17 protein-coding genes are annotated in these 17,800 nt (G+C 71.4%); 9 read left to right on the forward strand and 8 right to left on the reverse strand.

The genetic code is table 11. The features are described from left to right. Positions 1-26: 26 nt before the first annotated feature. A complete protein-coding gene (locus tag AC5DRG_RS40270) occupies positions 27-1,283 on the forward strand; it encodes a molybdopterin-dependent oxidoreductase (protein WP_491804792.1) in 1,257 nt (418 codons plus the stop codon). A gap of 319 nt (positions 1,284-1,602) precedes the next feature. Here AC5DRG_RS40270 and AC5DRG_RS40275 read toward each other — a convergent pair whose 3' ends face one another. The 3 genes from AC5DRG_RS40275 to AC5DRG_RS40285 are packed head-to-tail and all read right to left on the reverse strand — an operon-like array spanning position 1,603 to position 3,685. Then, complete coding sequence (locus tag AC5DRG_RS40275) at positions 1,603-2,361, reverse strand: class I SAM-dependent methyltransferase (RefSeq protein WP_491804793.1); 759 nt, start codon at positions 2,359-2,361, stop codon at positions 1,603-1,605. Further along, positions 2,358-2,975: a TIGR04282 family arsenosugar biosynthesis glycosyltransferase gene (locus AC5DRG_RS40280; protein ID WP_491804794.1), complete on the reverse strand. Its 618-nt coding sequence runs from the start codon at positions 2,973-2,975 to the stop codon at positions 2,358-2,360. Before AC5DRG_RS40280 ends, AC5DRG_RS40275 begins: the two co-directional genes overlap by 4 nt. Then, positions 2,972-3,685 carry a glycosyltransferase family 2 protein gene (locus AC5DRG_RS40285; protein ID WP_491804795.1) on the reverse strand — a complete coding sequence of 238 codons (714 nt, stop codon included), beginning with the start codon at positions 3,683-3,685 and terminating at the stop codon, positions 2,972-2,974. Before AC5DRG_RS40285 ends, AC5DRG_RS40280 begins: the two co-directional genes overlap by 4 nt. A gap of 103 nt (positions 3,686-3,788) precedes the next feature. On the opposite strand from AC5DRG_RS40285, the gene AC5DRG_RS40290 reads away from it, so the two are divergent. Together AC5DRG_RS40290 and AC5DRG_RS40295 are read left to right on the forward strand one after the other, a co-directional pair. After that, positions 3,789-4,541, forward strand: a complete 753-nt coding sequence (locus AC5DRG_RS40290) for a response regulator transcription factor (RefSeq protein WP_491804796.1) — start codon at positions 3,789-3,791, stop codon at positions 4,539-4,541. 2 nt (positions 4,542-4,543) lie between these two features. Then, the gene (locus AC5DRG_RS40295) at positions 4,544-5,656 is read left to right on the forward strand and encodes a sensor histidine kinase (RefSeq protein ID WP_491804797.1); all 1,113 of its coding nucleotides are present in this window, start codon (positions 4,544-4,546) and stop codon (positions 5,654-5,656) included. A gap of 7 nt (positions 5,657-5,663) precedes the next feature. On the opposite strand, the gene AC5DRG_RS40300 is transcribed toward AC5DRG_RS40295, so the two are convergent. The 3 genes from AC5DRG_RS40300 to AC5DRG_RS40310 form a co-directional block, all read right to left on the reverse strand. Continuing rightward, a complete protein-coding gene (locus AC5DRG_RS40300; protein ID WP_491804798.1) occupies positions 5,664-6,728 on the reverse strand; it encodes an NAD-dependent epimerase/dehydratase family protein in 1,065 nt (354 codons plus the stop codon). Between the two features lie 81 nt (positions 6,729-6,809). Continuing rightward, positions 6,810-8,246 (reverse strand): sensor histidine kinase, encoded by a 1,437-nt coding sequence (locus tag AC5DRG_RS40305; RefSeq protein ID WP_491804799.1) that lies wholly within the window; start codon positions 8,244-8,246, stop codon positions 6,810-6,812. Beyond that, complete coding sequence (locus AC5DRG_RS40310) at positions 8,243-8,932, reverse strand: response regulator transcription factor (protein WP_491804800.1); 690 nt, start codon at positions 8,930-8,932, stop codon at positions 8,243-8,245. The genes AC5DRG_RS40305 and AC5DRG_RS40310 overlap by 4 nt, the downstream gene beginning before the upstream one ends. 152 nt (positions 8,933-9,084) lie before the next feature. Between AC5DRG_RS40310 and AC5DRG_RS40315 the strand changes: the two genes are divergently transcribed. The 3 genes from AC5DRG_RS40315 to AC5DRG_RS40325 are packed head-to-tail and all read left to right on the forward strand — an operon-like array spanning position 9,085 to position 11,909. After that, positions 9,085-10,422, forward strand: a complete 1,338-nt coding sequence (locus tag AC5DRG_RS40315) for a ferredoxin reductase family protein (protein WP_491804801.1) — start codon at positions 9,085-9,087, stop codon at positions 10,420-10,422. A gap of 10 nt (positions 10,423-10,432) precedes the next feature. Next, positions 10,433-11,161 (forward strand): FMN-binding protein, encoded by a 729-nt coding sequence (locus AC5DRG_RS40320; RefSeq protein ID WP_491804802.1) that lies wholly within the window; start codon positions 10,433-10,435, stop codon positions 11,159-11,161. A 7-nt stretch (positions 11,162-11,168) separates the two neighbouring features. After that, positions 11,169-11,909 (forward strand): FAD:protein FMN transferase, encoded by a 741-nt coding sequence (locus tag AC5DRG_RS40325; protein ID WP_491804803.1) that lies wholly within the window; start codon positions 11,169-11,171, stop codon positions 11,907-11,909. Positions 11,910-12,012: 103 nt separating this feature from the next. On the opposite strand, the gene AC5DRG_RS40330 is transcribed toward AC5DRG_RS40325, so the two are convergent. Continuing rightward, positions 12,013-14,124 (reverse strand): ArnT family glycosyltransferase, encoded by a 2,112-nt coding sequence (locus AC5DRG_RS40330; RefSeq protein WP_491804804.1) that lies wholly within the window; start codon positions 14,122-14,124, stop codon positions 12,013-12,015. Further along, a complete protein-coding gene (locus AC5DRG_RS40335) occupies positions 14,121-15,002 on the reverse strand; it encodes a dolichyl-phosphate beta-glucosyltransferase (RefSeq protein WP_491804805.1) in 882 nt (293 codons plus the stop codon). Before AC5DRG_RS40335 ends, AC5DRG_RS40330 begins: the two co-directional genes overlap by 4 nt. 237 nt (positions 15,003-15,239) lie before the next feature. On the opposite strand from AC5DRG_RS40335, the gene AC5DRG_RS40340 reads away from it, so the two are divergent. The 3 genes from AC5DRG_RS40340 to AC5DRG_RS40350 are packed head-to-tail and all read left to right on the forward strand — an operon-like array spanning position 15,240 to position 17,724. After that, positions 15,240-16,370, forward strand: a complete 1,131-nt coding sequence (locus tag AC5DRG_RS40340) for an ABC transporter ATP-binding protein (RefSeq protein ID WP_491804806.1) — start codon at positions 15,240-15,242, stop codon at positions 16,368-16,370. Further along, positions 16,367-17,053, forward strand: coding sequence for an ABC transporter permease (locus AC5DRG_RS40345; RefSeq protein ID WP_491804807.1), 687 nt, complete (start codon positions 16,367-16,369; stop codon positions 17,051-17,053). Before AC5DRG_RS40340 ends, AC5DRG_RS40345 begins: the two co-directional genes overlap by 4 nt. Then, entirely contained in the window at positions 17,050-17,724 is a 675-nt protein-coding gene (locus AC5DRG_RS40350) for an ABC transporter permease (RefSeq protein WP_491804808.1), read from the forward strand. The genes AC5DRG_RS40345 and AC5DRG_RS40350 overlap by 4 nt, the downstream gene beginning before the upstream one ends. Positions 17,725-17,800: the final 76 nt, after the last annotated feature.

Genomic DNA, 17,800 nt, shown 5'->3' on the forward strand with positions numbered 1-17,800 from the left:
GGGTGCCCCCGGCCTACGGTCAGGGCATGCCACGGTCTCCCTCCCTCCCCATCTCGCCCTCGTCTCCCGCGTTCTGGCGCAGCCCCTTGCGCGGCCCCTGGTTCACCTCCGTGCTCGGGGTGGTGCTGCTCGGCGGGATCACGGTGCTGTTCGTGACCGGGCTCGTGTCGTACGCCGCCTACAACCCGAACCTGTCGCCGGTGAACGACAAGACCCCGGACAAGGGCCTCCTCGGCTTCTACCTCTTCTCCTGGCCGACCGACCCGCACTGGCTCTACCGCCTCAACCAGGGCGTCCACGTCACGCTCGGCGTCACGCTGATCCCCGTACTGCTGGCGAAGCTGTGGTCGGTCGTGCCGAAGCTGTTCACCCTGCCGCCCGCCCGGTCCGTGGCGCACGCGCTGGAGCGGATCTCGCTGCTCCTGCTCGTCGGGGGCGCGCTCTTCGAGTTCACGACCGGCGTCCTCAACGTCCAACTCGACTACGTCTTCCCCGGCTCCTTCTACACACTGCACTTCTACGGGGCGTGGGTGTTCTTCGCCGCGTTCGTCGCGCACGCGGTGCTGCGGGTACCGGCGGCTGTGCGGAATCTGCGTCGGCTGCGCGGACTTCCCGACGAGCAGGGGGAGTTGGTGTCCCCGGCCCCCTCCGAACCAACCGTCTCGCGGCGCGGCGCCCTCGGGTTCGTCGGCGGCGGTTCGCTGCTGCTGTTCGTCACCACGGCCGGCCAGAGCTTCGACGGGCCGCTGCGGCGGACGGCGCTGCTCGCACCGCACGGCTGGTCCGAACCGGGGTCAGGCCCCGCCGGCTTCCAGATCAACAAGACCGCCGCGTCACGCGGGATCAGCCCGGCGGAGACCAGCGAGGAGGCATGGCGGCTGGTCGTCGAGGGCAACGGGCGGACCGTCCGGCTGAGCCGTGCCGAACTGCTCGAACTCCCCCTGCACAGCGCCGCGTTGCCGATCGCCTGCGTGGAGGGCTGGTCGACTTCGGACCAGTGGTGGCGGGGCGTGCGGCTGCGGGACCTGGCACGGCTCGTCGGCTACGACGATCCCGGGCGGGCGCCGGACGTGTTCGTGGAGTCGCTCCAGCGACACGGGGCGTTCCGGCAGGCCGCCCTGCGCGACAACCAGGTACGCGATCCGCGTTCCCTGCTCGCCCTGTTCGTCAACGGCGAGCCCCTGACCCCCGATCACGGCCACCCGGCCCGCGTCATCGTTCCGGCGGCGCCCGGCGTGCTCAACACCAAGTGGGTGGCCCGGATGACGTTCGGAGACCTGTGATGCGCGGCCGTTATCGGGAACTTGTCGGCAGTCCCTTCCAACTCCTCCTCCTGGCCTGCTCGTTCGCGCTCGCCGGATACGCCGGGGTGCGGCTCCTGGACCGGGACTGGTTCGGGGTGGCCCTGTGGTTCGTGGGCGCGGCAGTGGTGCACGACCTGATGCTGCTGCCGCTGTACGGGGTGGCGGACCGGGCCCTCGCGCGGGTGCTGGGCGCGGTGGGCCGCCGGGAGTGGACGATGTACGTCCGTGTCCCGGCGGCGCTTTCAGGGCTGTTGCTGTTGGTGTGGTTCCCGCTGATCGGCGGGCGGGTGGCGGATCGCTACCGGTCTGGCACCGGCCTGTCCCCCGACGGTTTCCTGACCCGCTGGCTGCTGATCACGGCCGTGCTGTTCGGCGGTTCGGCGCTGCTGCTGGCGCTGCGGTTGCGCAGGGCCACGAAGGAACGGCCGCCGGCCGTCCACTGACCGTTTGGGCGCTCCGGACGCCAGTCGGCGCGCATCGCGTGCCGCAGCAGGGCGGGCGTGCCGAGCCGGGCCCAGGGGAAGGCCGGGCCGGTGCCGCCGGCGGCGTCGCGGACGATGTGCACGCTCACGCGCTCGTCGACGTCCACGCCCGGAACCGTCTCGACGATCAACAGTCCGCCGGGGGCGAGGAGTTGGGCCATCCGGCGGAGCAATGCGGCCGGGTCGCCGCCGATGCCGACGTTGCCGTCGACGAGCAGGGCGGTGTTCCAGCGGCCTTCCCCCGGGAGCGGCTCGAAGACGGACCGCCGCAGGGCCTGCCCACCGAGCCGCACGGTGTGAGCCACGGCCGCCTCACTGACGTCGATCCCGAGCGCGGGCCGCCCCCGGGCGGCGAGTTCGGCGACCAGCCGCCCGGGGCCGCAGCCCACGTCGAGGACAGCGCCCTCGCAGCGCGCGAGTACGTCCCTGTCCACGGCGTCCGGTCCCGCACACCAGCGCTCCACCTCAAGGGGCAGCAACCAGCCGTCGGGCCGGCGGAGGAAGAGGGGGCCACGACCGGCGTGGAGGGCGGCGTCGTAGGGGGTGGCGGACCACGGGACGGGCGGCGCACTCACCGCCCTCCCACCACCCTCACCCGCGACAACTCCGCCGCGAACCGGCTCCCCGGCGCCACCCCGGCGACCAGCTCCGCGTCCCGTGCCGTGTCCACGTCCCGCAGGCGCGGCAGATCCCGCACCCGCAGTCCCGCCGCGACCAGCCGGGCCCGCTGCACCGCGCCCGTCGTGGGCGTCGACATCGGCACACCCCGCAGCAGCACCGGGTCGGGCTCGGCGAGTCCCAGCGCCCAGAAGCCGCCGTCCTCCGCCGGGCCGAAGTACGCGTCGCAGTCGGCGAAGTCCACGGTGAGCAGCTCGGGAGTCACCTGAGGTGTGTCCATGCCGATGAGGAGGGCGGGCCCGGCGCAGCCGGCAAAGGCCGCGGCCAGCCGTTCGTCGAGATCGCCCGCACACTGCGGTACGACGTCGAAGCCGGGCGGCAGCCAGGGGCCCGAGGCCCCGTCCAGCACCAGCACCCGCCGGCGTGCGGGTGTCGCCGCCACCGTCCGCAGGGTGTCGACCAGGGCGGCCTCGGCGAGCAGCGCCGCCTCCCGGGGTGAGAACGGTGGCGTGAGCCGGGTCTTCACCCGTCCCGGCCGGGGTTCCTTGGCGATGACGAGCAGCGTGGTCACCGGCCGACCCCCGCCGTGGAGGCGGCCGGCGGTTCGGCGAGGACGCGGCGCATGTCCCGTACCGCCTGCCAGGTGCCGCGCCAGGTGCCGGTGACCTTGGAGGCGCCGGTGCGCGGCAGATACGGCACGTCGTGCTCGGCGATCCGCCAGCCGGCGTCGGCGGCCCGGACGACCATCTGGAGCGGGTAGCCGCTGCGGCGGTCGGTGAGGCCGAGGGCGAGCAGCGGCTCGCGCCGGGCGGCGCGTAGGGGGCCCAGGTCGTGCAGGCGCAGCCCGGTGCGGTGCCGCAGCATCCGCGCCAGTACGGCATTGCCCGCGCGGGCGTGTACGGGCCAGGCACCCCTTTGCGGGCGTCGCCGCCCGAGCACCAGGTCGGCGCCGCCCTCGCGCACTTCACGTACGAAGGGGACGAGCAGGGACGGGTCGAGCGAGGCGTCGCAGTCGCAGAAGCAGACGAAGTCCGCTGTGGCGGCCGTCAGCCCGGCGTGGCACGCGGCGCCGAACCCGCGGCGCTCCTCGCGCACCACCCTCGCGCCGAGGGCGCGGGCGAGGTCGGCCGAGCCGTCGGTGGAGCCGTTGTCCACGACCAGCGCGCGCCAGCCGGACGGGATACGGGCGAGGACCCAGGGGAGGGCCTCGGCCTCGTTCAGACAGGGGAGGACCACATCGACTTCGTGGCCCGGAGAGGGGGAGGTCGTCACGGTTTTCACCCTACGAACACGAAAGGGAGATATCGGACTTCAGGTCCTTACGAAACACGGACGTCGGCGCCGGGAAGCCGCATCGCGGGCGGCCGGGTGGGAGGCTGGAGGCATGCCTCAGCCGCACGAATCCCCAGGTGGAACAAGCCGTGTCCTCGTCGTCGACGACGACCCCACCGTCGCCGAGGTCGTCACCGGCTACCTCGACCGCGCCGGATACGTCGTCGACCGCGCCGAGGACGGCCCCGCCGCGCTCGCCCGCGCGGACGCGCACTGGCCCGACCTGGTGGTCCTGGACCTGATGCTGCCGGGGATGGACGGCCTGGAGGTGTGCCGACGGCTGCGCGGCCGGGGATCCGTGCCGGTCATCATGCTCACCGCGCGCGGCGACGAGGACGACCGGATCCTCGGCCTGGAGGTCGGCGCCGACGACTACGTCACCAAGCCCTTCAGCCCCCGCGAACTGGTGCTCCGGGTCGGCTCGGTCCTGCGCCGCGCCCGCCCCGCCACCGCCACCCGCCCCCTCTCCGCGGCCGGTCTCACCATCGACCCCGCGGCCCGCCGCGCCACCAAGAAGGGCACCGAACTCGCCCTCACCATCCGCGAGTTCGACCTCCTCGCCTTCTTCCTCCGCAACCCCGGGAAGGCGTACAGCCGCGAGGACCTGATGCGCGAGGTGTGGGGCTGGGACTTCGGCGACCTGTCGACGGTCACGGTCCACGTCCGCCGCCTGCGCGGCAAGGTCGAGGACGATCCGGCCCGGCCCCGGCTGATCCAGACGGTGTGGGGCGTCGGGTACCGCTTCGACGCCGAGCCCCGAGAAGAACACAAGGATCAGGAAGATCACGAAGGGGCGGTGGACTGACCTTGCGGGACATGCTGCTCATCGCCCTTTTCGCCTTCCTCGGCGCCGCCGCCGTCGGCCTGCTCGGTGCGGGCGCCCTCTGGCTGATCCGGCGCCGCTCGCTGACCGCGTCCCTCGCCGTCGTCGCCGTGGTGGCGGTCACCGCGATGCTCGCGGGCACCCTCGCCGTGGCGGAGGCGATGTTCCTTTCGGCGCACGACCTGAGCGTCGTGACGACGGTCGTCGCGATGGCGGCCGTCGTCTCCCTGGCCACCGCGCTCCTGCTCGGCCGCTGGGTCGTCGCCCGCAGTCGCGCCCTCACCCTCGCCGCCCGCTCCTTCGGCGACGGCGGCGACTTCGCGGCACCCGACGGTCCCGCCACCGCCGAACTGTCCGCCCTGAGCCGGGAGTTGGAGGCCACCAGCGCGAAGCTCGCCGAGTCCCGCGACCGCGAACGCGCCCTGGAGGCCTCCCGACGCGAACTCGTCGCCTGGATCTCCCACGACCTGCGCACCCCCCTCGCCGGCCTGCGCGCCATGTCGGAGGCCCTGGAGGACGGCGTCGCCGCCGACCCCGACCGCTACCTCCGCCAGATCCGCACCGAGGCCGAACGCCTCAACGACATGGTCAGCGACCTGTTCGAACTGTCCCGCATCCATGCGGGGACGCTGGCGCTGAGCCTTAGCCGGATCTCCCTGTATGACCTCGTCGGTGATGCCCTTGCCGGCGCGGATCCGCTTGCGCGAGAGTGCGGGGTTCGGTTGGTCGGGGACCGGGTCGAGTCTGTACCTGTCGAGGTGGACGGGAAGGAGATGAGCCGGGTTCTGGGCAACCTGCTCATCAACGCCATCCGTCGTACGCCTGCTGACGGCATGGTCGCCGTCGCCGCGGAGCGCTCCGCGGACGGTGTGGTCGTCTCCGTCACGGACGGTTGTGGTGGCATCCCTGATGAGGATTTGCCGCGTGTCTTCGACACCGGGTGGCGTGGTACCCATGCGCGTACGCCGCCCGGCGGGGCGGGGCTTGGCCTCGCCATCGTCCGGGGCATTGTCGAGGCCCACGAGGGGCGGGCGGCCGTGCGTAACGTCCCCGGCGGGTGCTGCTTCGAGGTGACGTTGCCGTTGCCTGCGGCGTAGGTCGTGGTTACCTGCGGGCCGGTGGGGGCTTGTCGCGTAGTTCCCCGCGCCCCTTAGGGGGTTGCTGCTCGCCGCGTAGTCTTGCCGCCGCGAACTCCCTCATCCCTTCCGCGAAGCCCACCTCCGCCTTCCAGCCCAGCTCCGCCCTCAGTCGGGACGAGTCCGCCGTGATGTGGCGTACGTCGCCCAGGCGGTATTCCCCGGTCACCACCGGCTCGGATCCGCCGTGCGCGGCGGCCAGTGCGCGCGCCATCTCGCCCACCGTGTGCGGGTCGCCGCTGCCGGTGTTGTACACGGTCAGCGCTCCCGTCTCGCAACCCGTCTCACAACTCGCCTCCAGCGCCGCCACATTGGCCGCCGCCACATCCCGTACGTGTACGAAGTCCCGCCGCTGTCCGCCGTCTTCGAAGACTCGCGGGGCCTCGCCCCGGGCGAGTGCGGAGCGGAAGAAGGAGGCGACGCCGGCGTATGGGGTGTCGCGGGGCATGCCTGGTCCGTACACGTTGTGGTAGCGCAGGGACACGGCCGTAGAGCCGGTCGAGCGGGTCCACGCCGCCGCGAGGTGCTCCTGGGCGAGCTTGGTCGTCGCGTACACGTTCCGGGGATCGACGGGGGCGTCCTCGCCGACCAGTCCCGGTGCCAACTCCTCCCCGCATCGCGGGCATTGCGGCTCGAACCGACCGGCGTCGAGATCGCCGACCGCCCGCGGCCCGGGCCGCACGGACCCGTGCCACTCGCACGCGTAGGCCCCCTCGCCGTACACCACCATCGAACCGGCGAGCACCAGCCGCCGCACCCCCGCGTCGGCCATCGCGGTCAACAGCACGGCCGTACCGAGGTCGTTGCGCGAGACGTACTCGACGGCGTCGCCGAACCCGGTCCCCAGCCCCACCATCGCGGCCTGATGACACACGGCGTCCACCCCGGATAGCGCCCCCGCCACAGCCTCGGGATCGCGTACGTCCCGCCCGTCCCGGAGATCGAACACGACCGCCTCGTGTCCTCGCGCGCCCAGCGCCTCGACGACCTGTGACCCGATGAACCCGGCTCCGCCGGTGACCAGTACCCGCATACCCGAAACGCTAGGTCCGAGGCCCTCCCGCAGGGCAGTGCCGCGCCCCTCACGTCACCGGTCCGTAAGATCCGCCCGGCATCAGCCCCTGGCGGCCACCGGGATCGCGAGGGTGACCACCGTCGCCCCCGGCTCGCTCGTCAGGCCGATCGTGCCGCCGTGGGCCCGGATCAGGGAGCGGGCTACGGCCAGGCCCAGGCCGCTGCCGCCGCGGTCGCGGGTGCGGGCCTTGTCGACTCGGTAGAAGCGGTCGAAGACCTTGGCCTGGTCGGCGGGCGGTATGCCGGGGCCCGTGTCGGCGATGCGAACCGTCACTGCGTCGGTGGAGACCGAGAGGGTCACGGAGACCGTCGTTCCGGCCGGGGTGTGCATGGCCGCGTTGGTCAGCAGGTTGTCCAGGACCTGGCGGATGCGGAGGGGGTCCAGGCGCAGCCGTACCGGGGCCGGGCCGGCCGTCACCGTCAGGGGGTGGTCCGGGTGGCCCGCGCGGAAGGCGTCGGCCGCCTGGTGGACCAGGTCGACCAGGTCCGTGTCCTCCGGGCGCAGCGGGGTCTCGACCTCCGCCGCGTCCAGGCGGGCCAGCAGGAGGAGGTCGTCCAGGAGGACGCCCATGCGGGCCGCCTCCGCGCGCAGCCGCGCCAGGTGCTTGTCGCGTTCCTCGGGGGCGTTCGCGGCCGCGTACTGGAAGAGGTCCGCATAGCCCCGTACCGACATCAAAGGCGTGCGCAGCTCGTGCGAGGCGTCCGCGACGAAGCGGCGCAGGCGCTGCTCGGCCTCGGTGCGGACGGCGAGGGAGTCGTCGATGTGCTCCAGCATGGCGTTGAAGGCGGTGCGCAGTTCCTCGATCTCCGGACCGCCGCTGCGGCCGTCGGCGCGCAGCGGCAGCCGGGCCGCCGACTCGCTCAGGTTGTGCGAGGAGATGCCGTGCGCCGTGTGTGCCATGTCGCTGAGCGGCTTGAGACCGCGCCGCAGGAGTTTGCGCCCGAACACCACCAGCGCGATCAGCGCCAGGGCGAACGCCACCACCTGCACGGTGATCAGCTGCCGCATCGTGTCGTCGATGTCCTCGGTCGGCGCCGCACTGACCAGCACCACACCGGGTTCGACCTCGCAGGCCCGCAGCCGGTAGGTGCCCTCACCGTCGATGTGCACGGTGCGCATCACTTCGGTGTCCGAGTGCGCCATCGTCCTGGCGAGGGCGGTCAGCGCGGCGGTGTCCGCCGGCACGTCGGCCGGCCTGCGCAGCTCGGCCGAGCCGTCCGACACGTCGTAGACCGCCGTGTACCAGCCGTAGTACGGCTGGCGCTCGACCGTGCCGTGCACCTCGGCGTCCTTGGACTGCACGACCTGGACGAGCTTCATCTGGTCGCCGAGCTGGCGCTCCAGGTAGTCCCGCATGTACGTCGTCAGCGCCGTGCCGACGACCGCGAACACCACCAGCGACAGCACGCCCACCCCGAGGGCCAGCCGGGTGCCCAGGCGCAGTCGGCGGTACGTCCGCACGGCCCGGCGGATCACTCGGCGGCCTGCCGGACGACGTAGCCGAAGCCCCGGACGGTGTGGATCAGCGGCTCGCCACTGTCGTCCAGCTTGCGGCGCAGGCGGCTGACCACCAGTTCCACGACGTTCGAGCGGCCGCCGAAGCCGTACTCCCACACGTGGTCGAGGATCTGCGCCTTGGTGAGGACGGTCGGTGACTTGCGCATGAGGTAGCGCAGCACCTCGTACTCGGTGGGGGTGAGGGTGAGCAGGCGGTCGGCGCGGCGCACCTCGCGGGTGTCCTCGTCCATCGTCAGGTCAGCGACCCGCAGCACCGACCGCTGGAAACCGGGACCCGCGCTGCGCCGCAGCACCGTCCGCAGCCGGGCCATCAGCTCCTCCACCGCGAACGGCTTGACCAGGTAGTCGTCGCCGCCCCGGGTCAGGCCCGCGACCCGGTCGGCGACGCCGTCCCGGGCCGTGAGGAAGACCACCGGGACCATCGTCCCCGAGGCCCGCAGCCGGTCAAGGACACCGAAACCGTCCAGGTCAGGGAGCATAAGGTCGAGCACCACGATGTCCGGATGGAACTCGGCGGCCCGGCGCAGCGCCTCCTCGCCCGAGTTCGCGGTGACCGCGTCCCAGCCCTCGTAACGGGCGACCGTGGCCACCAGGTCGGCGATGGGCGGGTCGTCGTCCACGACCAGCAGGCGTACTTTTTCCACCCGCTCATACTGCTTCACAGGGTTCGGAAAGCCAGAGTCGTGTGCCCCGGGCGACCGAATCGATAACCACTTGAAAGATGTACGACAGGAAAACGACAGCTCCGGCCAGCGAAGCTCGGAGTCCCAGGACCCGATCTAGGAGTTGCCGTCCCGTGACGACCGTCCAATCGCCTCCTGCGCCCCCCACGGCGATACGTCCGAAAGCCGTGGCCCGCACCGGCCTGTACGCCGTGCTGGCCGCGAACGTGGCCGTCGTGACCGTCTTCTTCGTGCAGGCCGGCTTCGCCTCGAACGCCCTCATCGTGACCGGCCGCCTCCTCGGCCTCTACGCCGCGCTCATCATGGCCTTCCAACTGCTGCTGGTCGCCCGCCTGCCGTGGCTCGACCGCCGCATCGGCATGGACCGCCTGACCTCCTGGCACCGCTGGACCGGCTTCGGCCTGCTCTGGACGCTGCTCGGGCACGCCGTCTTCATCACCTTCGGCTACGCCGAGGGCACCGACATGGGCCCCGTCGACGAGGTCGTGGAGCTGGCCGAGACCACCGAGGGCGTGCTGCGCGCGATCGTCGCGCTGGCCCTGATCATGGTCATCGGCGCCGCCTCCGCCCGCTTCGCCCGCCGCCGGCTGGCGTACGAGACCTGGCACTTCATCCACCTGTACACCTACGTCGCGGTGGTCCTGGCGTTCACCCACCAGGTCGCGGTCGGTACGACCTTCACCGCCTCGTCCGCCGCCACGACGTACTGGTACGTCCTGTGGGGCGTCGCGCTCGGCGCGGTGGCCGTGGGCCGGCTGGTCCTGCCGCTGTGGCGGAACCTGCGCCACCAACTGCGCGTGGAGGCCGTCGTCCCCGAGTCCGACAACGTCGTCTCGATCTACATCACCGGCCGCGACCTGGACAAGCTGCCCGCCCGGGCCGGCCAGTTCTTCCTGTGGCGGTTCCTCACCAAGGACCGCTGGTGGCAGGCCAACCCGTTCTCCCTGTCGGCGGCCCCCGACGGCAACCGGCTGCGTCTCACCGCGAAGGTCGCCGGCGACGGCACCGCCGCCCTGCGGCACCTCCCGGTCGGCACCCGCGTCTTCGCCGAGGGCCCCTACGGCGCCTTCACCGCGCTGCACCGCACCCGGCCGGAGGCCGTCCTGATCGCCGGCGGCGTGGGCGTCACCCCGATCCGCGCGCTCCTTGAGGAGCTGCACGGCCACGCCGTCGTCATCTACCGCGTGGCCACCGACCGCGACGCCGTCCTCTACGACGAGCTGCGCGAACTCGCCCACGTCAAGGGCGCCGAACTCCACCTGGTGACCGGCCCGGTCGCCCCCGACAAGCTGGCCCCCGGCGAGCTCGTCAAACTGGTCCCGGACATCGCCGACCGCGACGTCTTCCTGTGCGGACCGCCCCCGATGATGAACGCGGTCCTCCGCAGCCTGCGCGAACTGGGTGTGCCCAAGTCGCAGACCCATTTCGAACGCTTCAGCCTGGCTGGATGAGAGGGACGTCGTGAAGCGAGCCATACCTGTACTGGTCCTGAGCATCGCGGGCCTGGTCCCCGTCTGGATGTACGAGCCGTCCCTGGGCACGTCGACAGCGGCGCCCGCCTCGACACCGTCTGCGTCGTCCTCCTCGTCGTCCGACTCCTCGGGCACGGTCGTCGCGGGTTCCACCGTGACCACCGAGAAGGGTGACGTCCAGGTCGAGGTGACGTTCGCGGGCCAGAAGATCAGCTCGGTCCGGATGCTGAAGCAGCCGGACCATCCGCAGACCGAGGCCGCCGTGCCGGTGCTGATCTCGGAGACGCTGGAGGCGCAGAGCGCGGACATCGACACCGTCTCCGGCGCGACGATCACCAGCGACGGCTACAAGGAGTCCCTCCAGGCCGCGATCGACTCGAACGCGGAGTCGGCGTCGTCGACCTCCGCCTCCCCCTCGGCCTCTGCTTCGGCTTCGGCCTCTGCGTCCGCCGCCTCCGAGAAGCAGACGGTCGACGGCTCGGCGGTGAACACCGAGAAGGGCGTCGTCCAGGTCCAGGTGACCTTCGAGGGCGACAAGATCTCCGCCGTCACGATGCTCCAGCAGCCCAACCACCCGCAGACGACGGCCGCTGTGCCGGTGCTGATCTCGGAGACGCTGGAGGCGCAGAGCGCGGACATCGACACGGTGTCCGGTGCGACGATCACGAGTGACGGCTACAAGGAGTCCCTCCAGGCCGCGATCGACGCGAAGGGCTGATCCTCCGATGCACCGAGTCGAACACGTCATGGGGTTCCCGGTCTCGCTGCGGGTCGACGACGAGCACATCGGCCAGGAGACCGCGGACGCGGTCTTCGCGTGGCTGAACGACGTCGACGCCCGGTTCAGCCCGTTCAAGCCCGACAGCGAGGTGTGCCGCCTGGACCGGGGCGAGCTGTCGGCCCAGGACGTCAGCGACGACCTGCGGGAGGTGCTCGGCCTGTGCGAGGAGTACCGGGTCGCCACCGGCGGCGCGTTCGACGTACGGCTGCCGGGCCGGGGCCTCGACCCCTGCGCGGTGGTCAAGGGCTGGTCGGTCCAGCGGGCCGCCGAACTGCTGACGGTGGCCGGTGCGACGCGCTTCGTCCTCAACGCCGGCGGTGACGTCATCACCGCCGGCGGCCCCTGGCGCGTGGGCATACGGCACCCCGAACACGCCGACAAGCTGTGCACGGTCCTGGAGTTGACGGACGGGGCGGTCGCCACGTCCGCCCGCTACGAGCGCGGCGACCACATCATCGACGCCCGCACCGGCCGCCCGGCCACCGGCCTGCTCTCCCTGTCCGTCGTGGCGTCCTCCCTGACGATCGCCGATACGACGGCCACCGCGGCCTTCGCCATGGGCGCGGAGGGCGTCGAGTGGGCCGCCGCCCGGGAGGGCTGCGAGGTGTTCGCCGTGGACGCGGAGCGGCAGGTGCTCCGTACGAAGGGCTTTCCCGCGGCGCCCGCGGAGGCGCGGGCGGCGTGACTACGGCCGGTTCCACCGGCTGACGAGAGATACGCCTGACGAGAGATACGACTGACGCCCCCGCATCGGATGATGCGGGGGCGTCGGGCTGGAGGGGCCGGCGTCAGCTGACGTCGGACGCGTCCAGGCGGTACAGGCCGCTGTAGTCGCTCACGGCCGTGCCGTTCTTCTTGACCCAGGTGGAGATCTCCGAGTTGGAGCTGCCCTGGCCGCTGTCGCTGATCACGATGTAGTGCAGCTTGCCGGACTTCACCAGGCTCTTGAGCTTGGCGAGGGTCATGGCGTTGTCGCTGCCGGACCAGCCGCCCATGGAGATCACCGGCTGGCCGGACTCCAGGATGATCGTGGACGCGGTCTGGTCGTTGGCCACGGCCACCAGCCAGGTCGCGCCGTCCTGGTTCTTCTTCAGGTACGCGATCTCCTCGGACGAGACCGAGGAGCCGCCGCCCATGCCGCCACCGCCGGCCTGAGTGCTGCTGTCGGTCGAGGAGGCGCTGTCCGACGAGGAACTGCTGCCGGACGAGGACGTGTTGCCCGACGGGGGCGTCCCCATCTCCTGGCCGTCACCGGTGCCGCTCTGGCTGCCGCTGCTGCTGGACGTACCGGGGCCGCCGCTCGTCCCGCTGGGCCGCTGACCGCCGCCCATGCCACCGCCGCCGCCCATGCCGCCACCGGTGCTCGGACCGGCCGTCGGGTTGGTGCCGTTGGTGGAGGAGGTCGCCGCCGACACCGAGTACGCGGCGGGTCCGGCGAGCAGGGCCACGACCGCTGCCAGCGCCGCGATCCCCATCAGCCGGTGCCGCTTGGTGAACCGCCCGACCAGCAGCCCGATCACCGCGACCGCACCGCCGACACCGACCACGATCTCGGCGACGGTGTACAGGGTTCCGGAGCCGGACACCCGCTGGAGCAGGACGACGGCCCAGGCCGCGCTGGCCGCGACGGCCACTGGAAGAACCCAGCCCCACTTGGCCAGGGAGCCCTCGACGAACGCCCGGTAGAGCATGACCCCGCCCGCACCGGCCAGGGCCGCGATACCGGGGGCCATGGCGGTGACGTAGTACGGGTGGAAGGTGCCCTCCGCGAGGGCGAACGTCAGGTAGTGCAGCACGAACCAGCCGCCCCACAGCATCAGCGCCGCCCGCTTGGCGTCCGTACGCGGAGCCCGTCCGCGCAGTACGAGCCCGCCGATCAGCGCGATGAGGGCGAAGGGGATCAGCCAGGAGATCTGGCCGCCCATGATCTCGTTGAACATCCGGTAGAGGCCCGAGTCACCGCCGAAGCTGGCCCCGTTGCCCTGCGAGCCCACCGACGAACTCGCCCCGAAGATCCGGCCGAAGCCGTTGTAGCCGATGACCAGATCCCACACCGTGTTGTCCGTCGAGCCGCCGATGTAGGGCCGGGAGGAGGCGGGGATCAGGTCGACGATCACCATCCACCAGGCGCTGCTGGCGACGAGGGCGACCGTGCCGACGGCGAGGTTGCGGATGCGCCGGCCCAGGCCCCCGGGGGCGGCCCAGAGGTAGACGAGGAAGAAGGCCGGCAGGACGACGTATGCCTGCATCATCTTGGTGTTGAACGCGAAGCCGATCGCGACCGCCGACCACACCAGTGGCATGAGGCGGCCGGTGCGGACGGCCTTCAGGAGGGCCGCCGCGCCGAGCAGCATCAGGAAGACCAGGACCGGGTCCGGGTTGGTGTCGCGGGTGATGGCGACGGTGATCGGTGTGAGGGTCAGCACGAGCGCGGCGATGGTGCCCGCGACCGGCCCGAAGTCCCGCTTGATCATGCGGAACAGCAGCGCCACGGAGCCGACGCCCAGGGCGACCATCGGCAGCATCAACTGCCAGGTGCCGTAGCCGAAGACCCGGGCGGACAGGCCCATCACCCACAGGGCGAACGGCGGCTTGTCGACGGTGATGAAGCTGCCGGAGTCCAGCGCGCCGAAGAAGAACGCCTTCCAGCTCTTGGTGCCGCTGTAGACGGCCGCGTTGTAGAAGGTGTTGCCGGTGATGGAGGAGAGGTTCCAGGCGTACAGGACCGTCGCCAGCAGGAGGATCGCCCACAGGGCGGGGCGGGTCCAGCGCGGGTCCTCGGGGGCGCCGGTGAACAGCCGCCGGGCGCGAGCGGCGAGGCCGCCTCCGGCCGGCGGGGCCGAGCGGTGCCGGGGCCCGGTGTCCTGGACGGGCGCGGGCGGCGGGGCGAGGGTCGTCATGACGCGTACTCCAAGTGCTCCGAGCGGGAAGAGGTGTTCGCGTCGGCCGCTGCCCCTGCGGGCGTGACCTCGGCGGTCTTACGAGTGGCCGGCACCTGAGGGGTGCGGCTGCGGCGGGGGACGCCGGCGATCCGGGCGCGGCCGGAGAGGGTGGCCCGCAGCATGCGGCCCATGCCCTTGAGGTCGTCGAGTGCCGTACGGACGATGTCGACCCGGCTGTCGGGGTCGTCGACCCAGGTGACCGGGACCTCGTAGGTGCGCAGGCCGTTGCGCTGGGCCAGCACCAGCAGTTCGGTGTCGAAGAACCAGGCGTTGTCCTCGATGTGCGGGGCGAGGGCCCGGAACACATCGGTGCGTACGGCCTTGAAGCCGCACTGGGCGTCCGAGAAGCGGGCGGCGAGTCCCAGCTTGAGCAGCAGGTTGTAGGCGCGGGAGATGAACTCCCGCTTCGGGCCGCGCACCACCGCCGACTGGCGGTGCAGCCGGCTGCCGATGGCCACGTCGCTGTGACCGGAGAGAAGGGGCGCGACGAGCGGCAGGAAGCCGTCGAGCCCGGTGGACAGATCGACATCCATGTACGCGACCACGTCCGCCGTCGACGCGCTCCACACGTGCTTCAGCGCACGGCCCCGGCCCTTGGCGTCCAGATGGACGACATGGACGTGGGGGAGCCGGTCGGCCACGTCGAGCGCGGTCCGCCAGGTGGCGTCCGTGCTCGCGTTGTCGGCGATCGTGATCCGGAACGGGAACGGGAAGGACGTTTCGAGGTGGGCGTGGAGACGACCGATGCTGTCGGCGAGAACGTGCGCCTCGTTGTAGACCGGCACCACGACCTCGACCGACCGCTGTCGGACGCCTCCCGCGTTCGTTTCGTTCATGGCAGCGACGATCGGGGCGGCTTCTGGGGCGACGCTGAGGCTTCACTTAGGGGCGGATGAGAATCAGGGAACCCACAGGTTGCGCACAGCGAAATGGGGGTGGACCCCAAGAATCCGCCGCGCAACGGCCGTTGAGTGGCACGCAACGCACCCCGTCTAGACTCTCCCCGCGACGGCCCGAGCAAGCCTGGCCGAAAAGCGGACAGCTTCTGCCAAACCCGAAGGGTATTCGGCGTTTTGATACGGATAGATTCAGTCACCAAGCGGTATCCGGACGGCACGGTGGCGGTCGACCGGCTGTCGCTGGAGATACCGGACCGCTCGATCACCGTCCTCGTCGGACCGTCGGGCTGCGGCAAGACGACGACCCTGCGGATGATCAACCGGATGGTCGAGCCGAGCGAGGGCACGATCACGCTCGACGGTGCGGACATCATGAGGCAGCCGGTCAACACCCTGCGCCGGTCCATGGGTTACGTCATTCAGAACGCCGGACTCTTCCAGCACCGCACGATCGTCGACAACATCGCCACCGTGCCCCGCATGCTCGGCTGGAGCAAGGACAAGGCGCGGGGCAGGGCACGGGAGTTGATGGAGCGGGTGGGGCTCGACGCCACGCTCGCCAAGCGGTACCCCTACCAGCTGTCCGGCGGACAGCAGCAGCGCGTCGGCGTGGCCCGGGCGCTCGCCGCCGATCCGCCGGTGCTGCTGATGGACGAACCCTTCTCGGCCGTCGACCCCGTCGTCCGCAAGGGGCTCCAGGACGAACTCCTCAGGATCCAGGAGGAGTTGGGCAAGACCATCGTCTTCGTCACCCATGACATCGACGAGGCCATCAAGCTGGGCACGATGGTCGCCGTGCTGCGCACCGGCGGCAGGCTCGCCCAGTTCGCGCCGCCCGCCGAGCTCCTGACCACCCCCGCGGACGCGTTCGTCGAGGACTTCCTCGGCGCCGACCGTGGCATCCGGCGGCTCTCCTTCTTCCCCTCCGCCGGACTCGACCTGCTGACCACACCCGTCGTCGCCGTCGACTCCACCGCCGACCAACTCGCCGCCCGCGACACCGCCGAGGTGCCCTACCTCCTCGTCACCGACCTGGACGGCAAGCCGCTCGGCTGGAGCGCGCCGCGGGACCTGACCGCCGGCGAGATCGACCCCGTACAACTGCTGTCGCACGGGCGGCCGTTCGAGCCCGGCAAGGACTCCCTGCGGGCCGCCCTCGACTGCGCCGTGCTCTCGCCCACCGGCTGGGCGGTCGCCGTCGACGGCACCGGACGCGTCATCGGCGTCGTCTCCCAGGCGACGATCGCCGAGGCCATCCGCGCCGCCCACGCAGAGGGACGTAACGACGCCAAGGTCGCCGGATGAACGGCCTCTTCGACATGCCCAGCGACCTCCAGCACAGCTACTGGGGGCTCGTCGGCCTGCACTTGAGGGAAGCCCTGCTGCCGGTCCTCGCCGGTCTGATCCTCGCGCTGCCGCTGGCCCAGTTGTGTGTGCGGTTCCGCTGGCTGTACCCGCCCGTGCTGTGGGTGACGACCGTGCTGTACGCCATCCCGTCGCTCGCCTTCTTCGTCATCCTCATCGACTACACCGGCCTGAGCGAGCTCACGGTGATGATCCCGCTGGCCGTCTACAGCCTCGTGGTGTTCGTCCCGGCGATCGTGGACGGCGTCCGCTCGGTGCCGAGGGAGACTCTCGACGCCGCCGCGGCCATGGGCTTCGGGCCCCTACGACGCTACGTCCAGGTGCAGTTGCCGATCGCGGCGCCCGCGATCATCGCCGGTCTGCGGGTGGCGTCGGTGTCGAGCATCTCCCTCGTCAGCATCGGCATGCTGATCGGCAACGAGGGAGCCCTCGGAAACCTGCTGAACAGCGGTCAGATGTACCACCAGCCGCGTCTGGTGTGGCTCTCCGTGGTGGGAACGGCCGTCCTCGCCATTCTGGTCGACGCCGCGCTGATCGCCCTCCGTGTGCTGGTGACGCCCTGGATGCCGCGAGGCACCCGCAAGAACCCGGGCACGATCGCCGTGAAGGAAACCGCTCAGTGAACGTACTGAACTTCATCGACGCCTTCTTCAGCGACAGCGCCCACTGGCACGGCTACGACGGCATCCCCACCCGCCTGTTCGAGCACATCCAGTACTCCCTGATCGCGCTCGTCATCGCCGCCGCGATCGGACTGCCCGTGGGTCTGATCACCGGCCACACCGGCCGCGGCGGCAACGCGCTCGCGTTCACCGCCACCGCCGCCCGGGCCCTGCCCAGCTTCGGCCTGCTGGTGCTGATGTTCGTGCTGCTCGGGCTCGGCCTGCTGCCCGTGATGATCCCCCTGGTGGTGCTCGCCATCCCGCCCATCCTGGTGACCACCTACGAGGCGGTGCGCTCCGTCGACCCGTCCCCGGTGGACGCCGCCCGGGGCATGGGCATGCACGAGGCGAAGATCCTCTTCCAGGTCGAGATGCCGGTGGCGCTGCCGCTCATCCTCAGCGGTCTGCGCTCGGCGGCCATCCAGATCGTCTCGACGGCCACCATCGCCGCGTACGTCAGCCTCGGCGGCCTCGGCCGCTACATCGTCGACGGCCTCTACCAACACGACTACGAGAAGGTCGTGGGCGGCGCCACCCTGGTCGCCGTCATGGCCCTGGCCACGCTCGCCGTGTTCTGGGCGGTGACCCGGATCTCCGTGTCCCCCGGGGTGCGCAGGCGCTCCGCTGGATAGGCGGTTCGTTGGCTGCGGGCCGGTGGGGGCTGGTCGCGCAGTTCCCCGCGCCCCTTAAGGGCGCGGTTGCGCGCCC

It is taken from the genome of Streptomyces sp. JLBG701 (genome assembly GCF_058544905.1).